Here is an 11,624-nt window from a genome sequence, read left to right on the forward strand (position 1 = left end):
AGGCCCTGGATAGCGCATCGCCGCGCCTCCGGGCGCTAAAAATCCGTCTGGGGAAAACCGTGCCAGAGGGGAGGGGCAACAGCTACAGGAAGACTTGCGCAGATCAAGCGACATCGCTATACAGCGTTCCCACAGCGTTGGGGTGTAGCCAAGCGGTAAGGCACCGGTTTTTGGTACCGGCATGCGAAGGTTCGAATCCTTCCACCCCAGCCAGTTTTCCTGAAAATTCGGTTTTGAATAGATCCGGCTTGAAACCGGGTTCGCATAATATGGAATGTGTGTAGCTGTAGCGCGCAACTTCACTTGGCATTTGTAGCGCGCAACTTCGTTTGGCATTTCGCGCAACTTCACTTGGCACCCAGATTGCCTAGCATGCCCCTCCTAAATTGGCCGAGCTAAGTTATTCGTGTGCACCAAGCTCTCCGTCGCTAACACGGTTGAAATTGAAACCAGTAAGCGTTGCGCATGGATTGATCGGGTCGCCCCACAACGCTCGGCGTTCTGCCTCAGGCTTTGCCCAGAAATGGCCAATGGCCGCGACATTGCCGAAATGAAGTACCAATTCTGAGGTTCGGAGAATTCGAGCCAGGCAAGATCTGGAAACCCATTCGCTGACTGCTTCGAGTTTAGCGAGGTGGATGCGCACTTGCCGGTCAAACTCCTCAAGGTGCTGATTTTCGTGAAGGTGTTCGACGTCGCTACGAACGCGATACAAGTCGCCCATCAATTCGTGATGGTGAGGGCCAACGAATAGTTCAGTTCTGCTCTTGAATTGCCTGAGGGTTTGACCTTGTTTCGGAGCAATTAGCCCTTCAATGCAGCGTGTGAACTGATGTATCCGCTCAAGGATACCACGCTCGCACCTCGCTTCCTGGTACAAATTCATGCAACGGTGCAGGCGCCACCTATTGTGATCAGTAGACTGACGCAATTTAGCAAGTCCCCTTGCAATTGGAAATGCATCCTGCAAATCTTTGCGTGATATCGGTCTATCATCGTGCACGATTGATGCCAACGGAGGATCAATTGATCCAAACTGACGGACATCGATAACGCCGTTAACGCAGCTGCCTGTCGCTGTGAAGGCAGCATCCGTTGAACCGAACTTTCGGATTAGAGTGAGGCCCGTAAACCAGTCACCGACTGCCCCTTGCAAGCGCTTATTCTCTGCATCGAGAACGCTCGGCGATGTAGATGCCATTGTTGCTAGTAGGTATAGACTGCACGATTCAATATCCTCAATTCGCAGGCTCCCAAGCCACAGCTTCCAATGTTCAGGAAACTCGAAATCGGCATTGGGAAGGCCAATTAAGCCACCAGGGCACTCGAACCGGTTGATATCGTCGGTAATGCCGACATCTACGCCTATTAGTGCGAATTTCTGGTTGTTTTCAATCCAATCAGGTGCCTGCACCACCGTAATACCTCAAAGTTTCGTTCGCATCCTAAACTTCCGCCTTCTCAATCGGCCTGGGATCGGCTTCCGTCTTCGAGGAGTTGATCGTCCGACCCACCCGATGGTACTCGAACTCTGAGCCTAGGCTATTGCCGAGCAATACCTTGGCGTCGGGAACAGGTGTGCCCGGATCAAGCCAGGCATCATATGCATCCTTATTCAGGCCAATCGGCATTCTGTTATGGACCTGATCAATCGGCGATACTGCCGGTGCTGTTAAGATTGTGAAGGATGTTACATCTAGTTTGTCATTGTAGGCCCACAGCCCCGCAAACGAGAACGGGGCACCATCCGGAAGATGGATAAACCACGGATCCCGGCCGCCATCCTCACCCTTGGTCCATTCGTACCAGCCATCGGCAGGCACCAAGCACCGGCGAGACTTGTATGCATCCCGAAAGGCCGGTTTCTTTTCCGCGTCTTCTGAGCGGGCATTGAACATCGGATATTTGGATTGAAGCTCTTTCGCCCAATGCGGCACAAGCCACCAGCGGCCGTCAGAGACTGTCTGGTTGCCGTCATTGTCGAGACGGACGAAGGGTGCTTCCTGGGTCGACGCAATATTGTACCGCGCTGCCGTGTTGCGTGTGAGGTATTTGTCGTTCAAGCGATAAAGCCTGACGATCTCGCGCCACGGTCTGATTTGAGTAAAACGGCCACACACGCTTCGCAAACTCCATCCAAACAAGCCAATTAAAGGCTATTTAAGCCGCCTTTGAAAGCCGCTCGCTGGCGATGTCGTAATATGCCACCTCCCGCTCGCACCCGACAAACCGTCGCCCGGCCCTCAGAGCAGCCACACCTGTTGTACCTGACCCCGCAAACGGATCCAGAATCGTCCCGGCCGGGCAAACCTGAACCAGTGCGTCCATCAGCGGTACCGGCTTGCCGGTAGAGTGGAGCTTCGGCCCTCCGGCCATGACACCGCAGCGGATCACGCCCGGATATGTCGGCCCATCCTTGTCGTGCCAGGCACCTTTCGAACCCCAGAGGACAAACTCCGCCTGCTGTCGGAACCTCCCTTTTGCCGGCCTGCAGGCTTCGGTCTTGTCCCACGGCACACAGCCCCGGTAAGTGAAACCAGCCGCCTGGACTGCGTCGATCATGACCGAAAGCTGCCTCCAGTCCGTGAAGACCAGAAAGGGGGAGCCGGGTTTCAGAACCCGGTGTGCCTCTGCCAGCCATAAGGTGGACCAGAGCAGATAAGAATGCTGATCCCGGTTCTCGCCGGAGAACTCAGGATACTTGCCCGGGTTGTTGAGGTACTTGTTGTTGGCGCTGTCGGCCGTTCTGCTCGCGGCATGCAGTCCTCCGGAGCTGTAGGGCGGGTCTGTCACCAGAGCATCGAATTGGTCTGCCGACTGCTCATGCAGCCAGGTCAGGGCGTCTTGCTGAAAGAGTTTCCAGGACATGTCTTCTCCGGAGGATGGCGCTCACGGCGTTCGGAGAAGGGCTCAATTGGCCTCAGGTTGTTCAAGGTGCCGCATCGCGTGCACTTGATTTCGACAGGACCGACTATCGCTCGGTCGGCGGATTTCATCAAGAGTTTGCGGCAAGAGCCGCAACGAATTTCATTCATGGGATTCGACAACCTTATGGCGACTCGTCCATATAATCCGGGCATCGCGCGATGCACCGGGCGCGGTGGTTGTCACAGGCTACCGGGCGGGCTGAAGATTGGCGTTGGAGGCCCGCCGTCCGGACGAAAGTCCGGACCGTCCGCCAGCTAGGGGGGAGCAAATTTGCTGGGGTTCTGGTTATCAGTGCTAGGCTTAAGCTTGGACATTATCGGCGTTTGTTGTGCCGCTCCGTTAGTCGCAAGAGCGTCAGAAAATGGAAGGCGAAGGAACGCGCTAAAAGCTTTGGAAACAATCGAACAGGATATCAAAATCCAAGTAGCAGTAGAGCTCCAAGAGCCTGGTCTGCGAGAGTATTGGCGACAGAGGTTTAAATTACCGATTTTAGATATGTACCTGAAAGAAATTGCTGGCCCTGCGCGGCATCTGGAAATGCACGAAGAGTGGGGGGCTTTGAAGAGGTATCTGCAATATGGTTGTGAAAACGAAGCGGCCCTAAAGTCGGCAATTGGCAGTCTCCGAAGAGCATTTTCGGAACGTTGGGGTGAAGTGCCCACCTTCATCGATTTGAGAAAGGCTGAGAGATGGGGGTTCGCTTTTATCCTGATCGGATTCATTCTGCAGCTAATAGGGTTGATTTTCTCCGCTCCGGTTGCAGGGTAAGGCGGTGCAGGCTTGTCCATCAATTTCCAGCTCACTCCCTCGTCTCCACTTCCACCATCGTCACCCAGCCACCGCCTTCCGGGTCGATCGTGTGACTGACGCTGCTGGCGACCCACTGGATGGCCCCGATCGCCGTCCCGAAGCCGGTAAGTATGACCGGCGCACCGGCAACCGCCGCAGGGTTGCCGCGCATCTCAAATGAGCCCGTGCCGCTCCAACGGGTGAGGGCCGTCACCATTGTCGCGGCGGTCTTTTTTGCTTCCGCCTGGCTGGGCGTCAGGTGAAGCGCGCTGAACGGCCCGCCTGTCTCACCGAACGACTGGTTTTCCCGCCCCACCCGGCCTTTCTTCGGGTCGTACCAGCTGGTTTCGGTCTTCTCATGCGCCGGCCGTTCCTCGATATCGACATCCCAGCCATAGACCCGGCGCCGGTCGATCAGGATCGGCGGCAGATCCTTGCCCGAGCCCGATTGCGCCTTGCCCCGCTCCAGGACGACCAGCTTGCCGGCCTGGGGCTTGACGACCGCGCCGATCTCGTCGGCCAGCTCGGTGGCGAAATCCAGCAGGCTCTGGTTCAGCCGCATCCGGTAGGGGATCTCGATCGACGCGATCACCGGGCTGACAAGCGCGGAAACGCCGGCCTCGGCCGCCAGGCTCTCGAAGATCTTCCCGGCGGTGCCGAACCCGCCCTCGGGGTCGTAGTGTTTTGAGCCGCTGGCCTTCATCTTGTCGATGAAATCAGCCGCCCGGCAATGCACCTCCATCGTCTCGCCATCCTCGGCCGAGCCGCCGAAGGCCGTGCGGCTGACCGTGAAGCTGCCGAAGTCCGCCGCCGCGCCGGGTACAAACCCGGCCTTGATGGAATAGCGCGTACCCTTGGGGGGCGGAGAAAAGGGCGGGGCCTTGAATGTCAGCACAGCCTCGTCGCTTTCGTATCCGGCCTGATCGGTGATGGACACACTGAGCAGATCGCTGCCCCAGAAGGGAACGAGATTGGCGCTTGTGGGCCCGGAGACGATCACAAAGGGACGGGCGATCATTCCCAGGGCCTCACCGGGGTTTCATCTGCGGCTTCGGGGGCTGCGGGCACGCTTAGGATTGTGCCGAAGGCAACGTCGCCGGCCGGGTTTTTCTTGTCGCCGGAAAGGCGCCGGTTGGCGGTGAGCAGCGTCTCCGTGGTCGCGCCGCGTTCGCTGCCGTAAAGATCGCGGGCAACGCGGTCGATCCGCTCCGCGTCTTCCGTGACCGTGTAGGTGGTGACTGGATTATCGGTCATGTTGCCTCACACGAAGACCAGGCCGATTTCGGCGTTGAGGGACCGGCCCCGGCCGGTGAACGGATGGAAGCGGTCTTCATCCATGTAAAGCTCGCGGATGACGACCAGACCGAGATTGTCGGCGGCCAGATTGGCGCCGAGACGCAGATAAAGCACCGGCAATTGCGCGGTGTGCTGCGTTTGCAGCCAACCTAGGGCGTCCATGCCGCCGAAGACAAAGGGAAGGGTGAGGACTTCCAGCCTGGCGGAGCGCTCGCCGATCCCGGTCAATTGATAATCCATGCCGGTGAAGGTCGCCCGGCCGGGCACGCGGGTCTCGCTTGCCTGGCTCACATGCTGCGGATTGAGACCGATGACCTTGAGCTGGGCGGCGCCGATGGACACGAGCGACGTCATGCGAAGTCTCCGGTGTCATGCAGCGCACGGGCGCGGGCGGTGCGGATGGCCCGGTTTTGCATGCGCTGTGCTTCGCGGGCGGCCCGTTCCGGATCGCGCACCTGGTTGAAAGTGTTCTGGATCTTCAGGGCGGGAGCAGGCGCAGCCGGCACCGATTTGAAGGACCGCCCCGGACCGCGCTCCCTGTGCGAGATCGGGTCGGCACCGGAGAAACTCGGATTGATCTTCGGCGTGGCGGTGAAGGAAAAACGGGCCTTCAGCTGATCGGCGATCGCGGTTGCCTTGCCGGCCTCTTCTGTGAGCGCATCGGCAAACTCCGACCCGGCCTTGTCGCCAGCTTCCCGGAAGGACTGCGGACCGGGTACCAGGCGTTCAAGGTTCGCGGTACCAGGTTTGGCGCGCGGCGCGGGGACGCCTCCGGGCGCTGGAGATTGCGGCTCGCCCCCACCCTGGAGCTGGCGGGCCTGTTGCAACTGCCACTCCAGTTCCTTCAGCCGCAGTTCCAGGGGCAGGCGGGCCGTATCCGGCAGGCCGAAACGGGATTCCGGCCGGTTCTCGATCTGGCCCTTCAACTCCTCGATTTCCAATTGGAGCGCCCCGGTATCGACCGACTTGAGCCGGCCGGTGTTGGCGATGCTTTCCTCCTGCCTGCGGAAGGCCGGGTTGATCCAGCCGATGAACTCCTCGATGAGCGGATTGGTGATGCCGCCCCAAAGGGAGCCTGCCGTGCGGCCGCTCTTGGTCAAGGCTGCTTTCCTGCGATCCGATTGCGCCTTGGGCGTGTTCTCCAGAAAGCCGGCGTCGAGATCGACGATGCCCTCTGACTTGTTGCGGATGGCTGCGTAAGCCTGATTGTAGAAAGCGCGGTTGTTCAGGAGGGGCCGCAGGGCGGATTTGGCCTGCATGTCGCCGAAGAGTTCGCCAATGGCAAATTCGTTGCCGCCGGTCAGGCGTTGAACCTCATCGAGAAGCGCCAGGATATAGGGCGTTCCCTGTTCCTGCGCCCGCCCGGAAACGGCTCTGAGATCCACGCCCTTTTCCTCGAAATTTTTGACGGTCTCCGGTGAAGCCATTTTCGACAGGAGGTTCTGCAGGTTGGTTGCCGCGCCCGCTTCCATGCCGGCGCCTTTGCGCACGACCTGGGCGAGGGCCACCAGCTCGGCCGAGGCGTCCAGTCCGGAGCGGCCGCTGGCGCTGTAAAGCGCACCCAGCTCCGGGAAGTATTTCGCCATCGCCTCGATTTCGAATTCACCTTCCTTGCCGCCCTTGACGATCTGGTCGAGGAAGGCCGGAACCTGATTTTCCTTGATCCCGAGATTGTTGATCGCGGCGGTTACGGCACGGGCGATGATTTCGGGCTCTGAGCCCGAGGCGAAGGCGGTTTTACCGACCGGCATGAGGAGGGCGTTCTGGCGTGCAACGGGGAAGTTCGCCGCCGCGAACACGTTCCGGGCGGCGTTGACCGCTTCCGTATCCTGGCCGAAGCGCATGGCGACACGGGTGTTTTCCGCCTTGATCGCCTTGACCACTTCCGGGTCGCGCATTTCGGCGGTCACGGCCACGCGGGCGGCCGCGTCGTCCACGGAGTTAAAGCCCTTTTCAAGTTGGTTTAAACCGCGCACGATATTATCGACGGCCGCGAAGGCCGCCAGGGCGCCGAAGGCGCGGCCGGCGGTCGTTTCCAGCCCGCCCATCACGCCCGTCAGGCGCTTTGCCGGAACGACGACCGCGCCCTGGTCCGCGACCCGGCGCCCGAGCCCGTCCACTTTTCTCGTCGCGCGATCCACCTCGCCATGCAGCGCCCGGAACTTGGTGCGGTCGATTGTCCTCAACCTGTTGCCCGCCTGCGTCGCCGCATTGCCAAGCTGCTTCAGCTCCCGTTCCACCCGGTCGGTTTTCTGGGCGTTGAGCGCGCGCATCTTGTTGGCGGGCAGTTCCAGGGCGGTGGCCGCTTTGCGGGCATTGCCGCTGATCTTGTCGAGATCCCGGCCGAGCTTGCGGGTGCCGGAGCCGTCGAGCCGGTCGGCCGCCCGGTCAATCTCCTGAAGGTCTTTCTTGGCACGGCGGGCGCCGCGATCCTTGTAGTCAAGGCGCAGCTTTAGCGAAACGTCCATTCAAGTCTCCGCCTTGTCAGTTCCGGTCATCAGGCCAAAGGTCTCGCCGTGGATGTCGTCGGCCTCTTTCCACCACAGCAGGCACTCGGTCCATTCCCAGCCGAGCACCTGGTGAAGGGGCGTGTGAAGGATGGCGGCCGTGCGGGCGGCGATGCGCCGCCAGTCTTCCGGACGCGCTCTCAGGCGTCGTCCGCCCGGAAGACGCGCGGAAAAAAATCCAGGCACCGTTCGCTTACCGCATCGCCGTCATCGTCCATCAGGCCGCGCAGCACGGCGGCCGGCAGTCCGGTCTGGGCGGCGTAGATCTCATAGAGGTCCAGCTTGCCGTCGCGCATTTTGGAGGCGATCTGCCCGACTTTCGCGACGGTCAGCCGGCGCACGGTGATGCTCTTCACTGTGCGTCCGGACCACTTGAACGGATGACTGAGCGGCACCTCGGCAAGACGTGTTGCCGGATCGGACTGGAAATCGAGATCCGCGATATCAACCGGCACTTCCGGCGCGGGTTCGAGTGCGGATGGCGCGGCCGTGTTGTCCAGATCCGCCGTCAGGTCCTCCGGCGGCATCTGGATCTCTTCAAGCGGCACGTCCAGACCGGGTTTTCTGCTGTCGTTCATGGATGCTGCCTCAGGCCGCGATGATCGCGTTGTGATCGGCGCTGTAGTCGGCGCCGTTGATGACGATCTTGTTGGCGAAGAAGTCGAAGGCGTGGATCCGTTTGCCGTCCACGATGTCCTCATAGGCGACGATCGAGCCGACCTGATATTCGGTCTGTCCGCCGCGCTTGCCGCTGACACGGGGCTGGCTGACCGCGCTCACCAGGCCTTTCAGGATCACGACCCGGCCGATGTTCTTGCCGGCCTGCAGGTCGCGCAGGCGCTCATAATAGTAGAACGTGGTCCAGTCGCCCGCCTCGCGGCCGAAGAGAGAACGCACGTCGTCATGTGAGCCGTGCAGGGAGAAGGGGGCCGACAGGGGCTCGATCTCGCCGGGGTTCTCGAAAGCCATCCAGCTTCCCGCCAGGGTGATCGTGTCCTGGACACGGCTGAGGTTCGGCATCTGCACGGTGTCGAGGCGCAAGCGCTGGTTCAGCGTATCGACATACCAGTTCGCGCCATAGATCACGCTATCCATGTTCGGTTCCTTTAAGCTGTGCTGGCTACGCGGATGTTCTGGTCGCCGAGGGCCTCAAGGGCCTGGGCGATATTTTCCGCCAGAAGATCGAAGGCTTCCGGCTGGGGCTCGGTGAAGATCTGCAGATCGACGAGATCCGGCGTTTCCTCGAAACGCAGCTTGACCTTCAGGGCGCCGTCCCGCAGGGAGGTATTGGGGTTCAGCGCCCGGTCCCAGATCACCTCGTAATCGATGATCGCGCCGAAGGCCTGGCGCTCGGCGCAGGCTTCGGAAATCGTCCGGTAGATGAGTGTCGCCAGATGGGGCCCGAGATCCTGGGCATTGTATTTGCGCATTGCCCGGATGAATGCCTTTTCAATCGAGCGGCGGGTGCGGATGCGCTTGATGGATCGGTAGTCCACAACGGTCGGATCGGTTGCCGTGGTGAAGGGCGCCCACAGCAGCTTGTTTTCGATGATCGTGCCGACACCGGACTGGCAGAGAAAATTGCTGTCGGAAGTCGGGTCGCCGTCGCGGTGGCTGACACGGGTCTCGACGCCTCTGATCCCGACCAGGGGCTTGTTCCAGGCGGCTTTGTAAGGGTTGCCTGCTTCCGCATCCCGCTTCAGGATCTGGGCCGCCCAGGAGGTGGACATGGGGGCGGTCGCATCGGCGCCGTCCTTCCAGATCTTCACGCGCGGATAGCCCATCAGGATATTGAGCGAGGTGGCGAAGTCGGCAGCCGAGGTCGCGGCGGTTTCGCGCGTGGTGCCATCGGCATCGGCGACCACGAAGCAGTCGATGATTTTGGCGCAGACACCTTCGGCGGCCGTTACCACCGGATTGGCTGCATTGCCCGGTCGCTGGTGGCTGTACTCCGGCGCGATGATCAGTGCCGGCTCGATACCGATTTCCGAAAGAGCTTCCTGAAGTGCCCAGACACCGGTCTTCTCCGTGGCGCTGCCGGCAATGTGCCCGAGCTGGGTTTCCTCGTCCGGGCCCTCGGGGCATCGGCTGAAGATGACATCGGTGGAGATGCCGGCAGACGCGATCTGCTCGATCGCGTCTTTGGCAACGCCATTGCCCAGAAGGGCGATTGTGGCCGCGTCTTCCGTCGACACGGCGATGGGCTTGTGCATTTCAATGGAGTTGTCGGCCTCGGGGGCCGGCAGGCACATGCCGATGTAGGTCTGGCGCGCATTGATGGAGGCGACGGTGGGTGTCAGATCCGAAAAGACGCGGGTACCGACATTGGGGACGATGGCGCTCATATCAGCGTGGTCTCCGGCCAAGGGTTAAAGGCAGTTGAAGCTGCCTTCATCATCGGCCGGACGCGCAAAAAAAAGGGGCTGACGATCGTCAGCCCACGGGATTTGTCCTTCGGATATGCGTCATATTGCAGAAAGAAAGGGGCTTGCGCAATCCCGTCTTCTCAGAGCGACAGGGCCTCCTGCCAGAGCGTGTCTACGTCTTCGGGCGAAAATCCCAACGTGCCCGACAGGCTTACGATGAGGGGGTGGAGCCGCTCGAACTGTGTCGCGTATTCCCATTCGATTTGTGCATTGGCGCGCTCGATGTCGTCGGCGATCTGCGCGATGGCCGAGTCCACCTGGTCGAGAGTACGACCGGATTGCACCAGAGCGAGCCGGAATTGCCGGGCGGTCAAGGGGGGCATCCTGGCACGAAGATCCTCGGCTGCCGGCGCACTCCATTCGGGGATCGCGCCTCCTGCATTCAGCCAGGACTGCGCGGCCTCGATGACCTTAAGGTTCCAGGCATTGTTTTCACCCGGCCTCAGTCCGGTAAAAAGGATCTCGCGTTCGCCGTTCGGCCATTCCACTTCATATTCCACCGTTCCGATGAGTTGGCTCAGGTCCGCAAGGGTGTGATCGGTCTCATGGTGCGGCAGGACGCCGATGATCTGTACAATGGAAGCGTTCATCAGGCGACCCTCTGCATAAGAGCGATCGGACCATCTGCAAGTCCGCGAGCCCGCCAGGTGCCGGTAAGACCGGATCCCCGGTTGGGGTGTGAGCTGTCGACATATTGCGCGCTGTTGCCGGTGTAGTGGTAGACCGCTCTGGAGGCGCTGCGGTTCAGGTTACTTCTGCCAGATGCGAGCAGCGTGTGACCGATCGGAAAGTTGGTCGCGCCGCTGCTCGTTTGCGTATCGCAGAGTGCCAGCTTGTGGAAGCCGCCGTCATTTTCTTCCACCACGAAACAATTCTGGCTGTCATCCCACCCGAGTGACCGCCAGGTGTTGCTGTTGTCGTCATAGAAATGATGCCAGCTGTCGCCTCCGCCGTTTTTTCCCGTGTAAAGATCGCCGTGGCCCGCCAGGTTGCCCGTCACCGTCAGGCTTCCCGACATGGTGTCGCTTGCATCGGAGCGGACAAACTGGCTGCTGTTGAGCCCGTCAAGCTTGTCGCTGTCTGCGGCTTTCGCTGTCTTGCCGAGCTTTCCAGCCAGGAGTCCTGTGATTGTCGTTGAAAAGTCCGGATCGTTGCCGAGCGCGTTGGAAAGTTCGTTGAGCGTGTCCAGTGTATCGGGCGCCGCACCGACCAGATCGTTCAGTGCCGCCTGGATGTCGCTCACTTCGGCCTTGCCCGTCTGGATCTCGACAAGGGCCTCCTGGACGTTATTGGCGGTCAGGCCGGCGATCGCATCGATCGCGAAGAACTCCGCCCGTGCCGCAATCGCCCGCCACTTGCCGGTCAGATACTGCAGCAGCATGCCCTGGGTGACATCGGCCGTGTCGGTATCGGCAAGGTCGGAGAGGTTTTCCGGAAGGTTGGCGCTCGCCTGCGTGAGCACATCCAGGGCGTTCTGCAATCCGGTGATATCGCCGATCGCGTGACTGTGCTGGCTTTCCGCCTTGCCGCCAATTGCAACACTGGCGGCATGCAGCAACATGTCGATGAGATCGATTGCCAGGGCCAGACGGGCCATGTCCACGTCGAGGTTGTTGTCCGTATGCGGTTTCGGAATCGCATTGTGTTCGGTTACAGCGTCGGTTGTCATACCTGCCTC

The 11,624-nt window shown here is 60.5% G+C and carries 14 protein-coding genes and 1 tRNA gene; 2 read left to right on the plus strand and 13 right to left on the minus strand.

The window, feature by feature from the left end; all coding sequences use genetic code 11:
- Positions 1-138 precede the first annotated feature (138 nt).
- Positions 139-213, plus strand: a tRNA-Gln gene (locus OA90_RS15245).
- A 187-nt stretch (positions 214-400) separates the two neighbouring features.
- On the opposite strand, the gene OA90_RS15250 is transcribed toward OA90_RS15245, so the two are convergent.
- From OA90_RS15250 to OA90_RS15260, 3 genes are read right to left on the minus strand one after another with little or no spacing between them, the layout of a single operon-like run.
- Positions 401-1,417 carry a hypothetical protein gene (locus OA90_RS15250; protein WP_068413443.1) on the minus strand — a complete coding sequence of 339 codons (1,017 nt, stop codon included), beginning with the start codon at positions 1,415-1,417 and terminating at the stop codon, positions 401-403.
- Between the two features lie 28 nt (positions 1,418-1,445).
- A complete protein-coding gene (locus OA90_RS15255; RefSeq protein WP_068413446.1) occupies positions 1,446-2,120 on the minus strand; it encodes an SOS response-associated peptidase in 675 nt (224 codons plus the stop codon).
- Between the two features lie 40 nt (positions 2,121-2,160).
- A complete protein-coding gene (locus OA90_RS15260; RefSeq protein WP_068413455.1) occupies positions 2,161-2,868 on the minus strand; it encodes a site-specific DNA-methyltransferase in 708 nt (235 codons plus the stop codon).
- Positions 2,869-3,318: 450 nt separating this feature from the next.
- Here OA90_RS15260 and OA90_RS15265 point away from each other — a divergent pair, with 450 nt between their 5' ends.
- Positions 3,319-3,696 carry a hypothetical protein gene (locus OA90_RS15265; protein WP_068413458.1) on the plus strand — a complete coding sequence of 126 codons (378 nt, stop codon included), beginning with the start codon at positions 3,319-3,321 and terminating at the stop codon, positions 3,694-3,696.
- 31 nt (positions 3,697-3,727) lie between these two features.
- Here OA90_RS15265 and OA90_RS15270 read toward each other — a convergent pair whose 3' ends face one another.
- The 10 genes from OA90_RS15270 to OA90_RS29035 form a co-directional block, all read right to left on the minus strand.
- Positions 3,728-4,735: a hypothetical protein gene (locus tag OA90_RS15270; protein WP_068413462.1), complete on the minus strand. Its 1,008-nt coding sequence runs from the start codon at positions 4,733-4,735 to the stop codon at positions 3,728-3,730.
- The gene (locus tag OA90_RS15275) at positions 4,732-4,971 is read right to left on the minus strand and encodes a hypothetical protein (protein WP_068413465.1); all 240 of its coding nucleotides are present in this window, start codon (positions 4,969-4,971) and stop codon (positions 4,732-4,734) included. Before OA90_RS15275 ends, OA90_RS15270 begins: the two co-directional genes overlap by 4 nt.
- 6 nt (positions 4,972-4,977) lie before the next feature.
- Positions 4,978-5,367 (minus strand): hypothetical protein, encoded by a 390-nt coding sequence (locus tag OA90_RS15280; RefSeq protein WP_068413469.1) that lies wholly within the window; start codon positions 5,365-5,367, stop codon positions 4,978-4,980.
- A complete protein-coding gene (locus OA90_RS15285) occupies positions 5,364-7,481 on the minus strand; it encodes a phage tail tape measure protein (protein WP_068413473.1) in 2,118 nt (705 codons plus the stop codon). The genes OA90_RS15280 and OA90_RS15285 overlap by 4 nt, the downstream gene beginning before the upstream one ends.
- Positions 7,482-7,706, minus strand: a complete 225-nt coding sequence (locus tag OA90_RS15290) for a hypothetical protein (RefSeq protein ID WP_156510515.1) — start codon at positions 7,704-7,706, stop codon at positions 7,482-7,484. It abuts the gene before it with no gap.
- Complete coding sequence (locus tag OA90_RS15295) at positions 7,661-8,098, minus strand: phage tail assembly protein (RefSeq protein ID WP_068413476.1); 438 nt, start codon at positions 8,096-8,098, stop codon at positions 7,661-7,663. The genes OA90_RS15290 and OA90_RS15295 overlap by 46 nt, the downstream gene beginning before the upstream one ends.
- Before the next feature lie 10 nt (positions 8,099-8,108).
- The gene (locus OA90_RS15300; RefSeq protein ID WP_068413479.1) at positions 8,109-8,615 is read right to left on the minus strand and encodes a phage major tail tube protein; all 507 of its coding nucleotides are present in this window, start codon (positions 8,613-8,615) and stop codon (positions 8,109-8,111) included.
- Between the two features lie 11 nt (positions 8,616-8,626).
- The gene (locus OA90_RS15305; RefSeq protein ID WP_068413482.1) at positions 8,627-9,865 is read right to left on the minus strand and encodes a phage tail protein; all 1,239 of its coding nucleotides are present in this window, start codon (positions 9,863-9,865) and stop codon (positions 8,627-8,629) included.
- Between the two features lie 161 nt (positions 9,866-10,026).
- Positions 10,027-10,536: a hypothetical protein gene (locus tag OA90_RS15310; RefSeq protein WP_068413484.1), complete on the minus strand. Its 510-nt coding sequence runs from the start codon at positions 10,534-10,536 to the stop codon at positions 10,027-10,029.
- Positions 10,536-11,615 (minus strand): hypothetical protein, encoded by a 1,080-nt coding sequence (locus tag OA90_RS29035; RefSeq protein ID WP_068413486.1) that lies wholly within the window; start codon positions 11,613-11,615, stop codon positions 10,536-10,538. Before OA90_RS29035 ends, OA90_RS15310 begins: the two co-directional genes overlap by 1 nt.
- Positions 11,616-11,624 lie beyond the last annotated feature (9 nt).

It is taken from the genome of Labrenzia sp. OB1, from assembly GCF_001624695.1.
Lineage (GTDB): Bacteria > Pseudomonadota > Alphaproteobacteria > Rhizobiales > Stappiaceae > Roseibium.

Excerpts from the sequence above, each read along its gene's own strand:
- OA90_RS15260 (WP_068413455.1), bottom strand. The coding sequence starts at position 2,868 with ATGTCCTGGAAACTCTTTCAGCAAGACGCCCTGACCTGGCTGCATGAG.
- OA90_RS15270 (WP_068413462.1), bottom strand. The coding sequence starts at position 4,735 with ATGATCGCCCGTCCCTTTGTGATCGTCTCCGGGCCCACAAGCGCCAAT.
- OA90_RS15275 (WP_068413465.1), bottom strand. The coding sequence starts at position 4,971 with ATGACCGATAATCCAGTCACCACCTACACGGTCACGGAAGACGCGGAG.
- OA90_RS15280 (WP_068413469.1), bottom strand. The coding sequence starts at position 5,367 with ATGACGTCGCTCGTGTCCATCGGCGCCGCCCAGCTCAAGGTCATCGGT.
- OA90_RS15285 (WP_068413473.1), bottom strand. The coding sequence starts at position 7,481 with ATGGACGTTTCGCTAAAGCTGCGCCTTGACTACAAGGATCGCGGCGCC.
- OA90_RS15295 (WP_068413476.1), bottom strand. The coding sequence starts at position 8,098 with ATGAACGACAGCAGAAAACCCGGTCTGGACGTGCCGCTTGAAGAGATC.
- OA90_RS15300 (WP_068413479.1), bottom strand. The coding sequence starts at position 8,615 with ATGGATAGCGTGATCTATGGCGCGAACTGGTATGTCGATACGCTGAAC.
- OA90_RS15305 (WP_068413482.1), bottom strand. The coding sequence starts at position 9,865 with ATGAGCGCCATCGTCCCCAATGTCGGTACCCGCGTCTTTTCGGATCTG.
- OA90_RS15310 (WP_068413484.1), bottom strand. The coding sequence starts at position 10,536 with ATGAACGCTTCCATTGTACAGATCATCGGCGTCCTGCCGCACCATGAG.
- OA90_RS29035 (WP_068413486.1), bottom strand. The coding sequence starts at position 11,615 with ATGACAACCGACGCTGTAACCGAACACAATGCGATTCCGAAACCGCAT.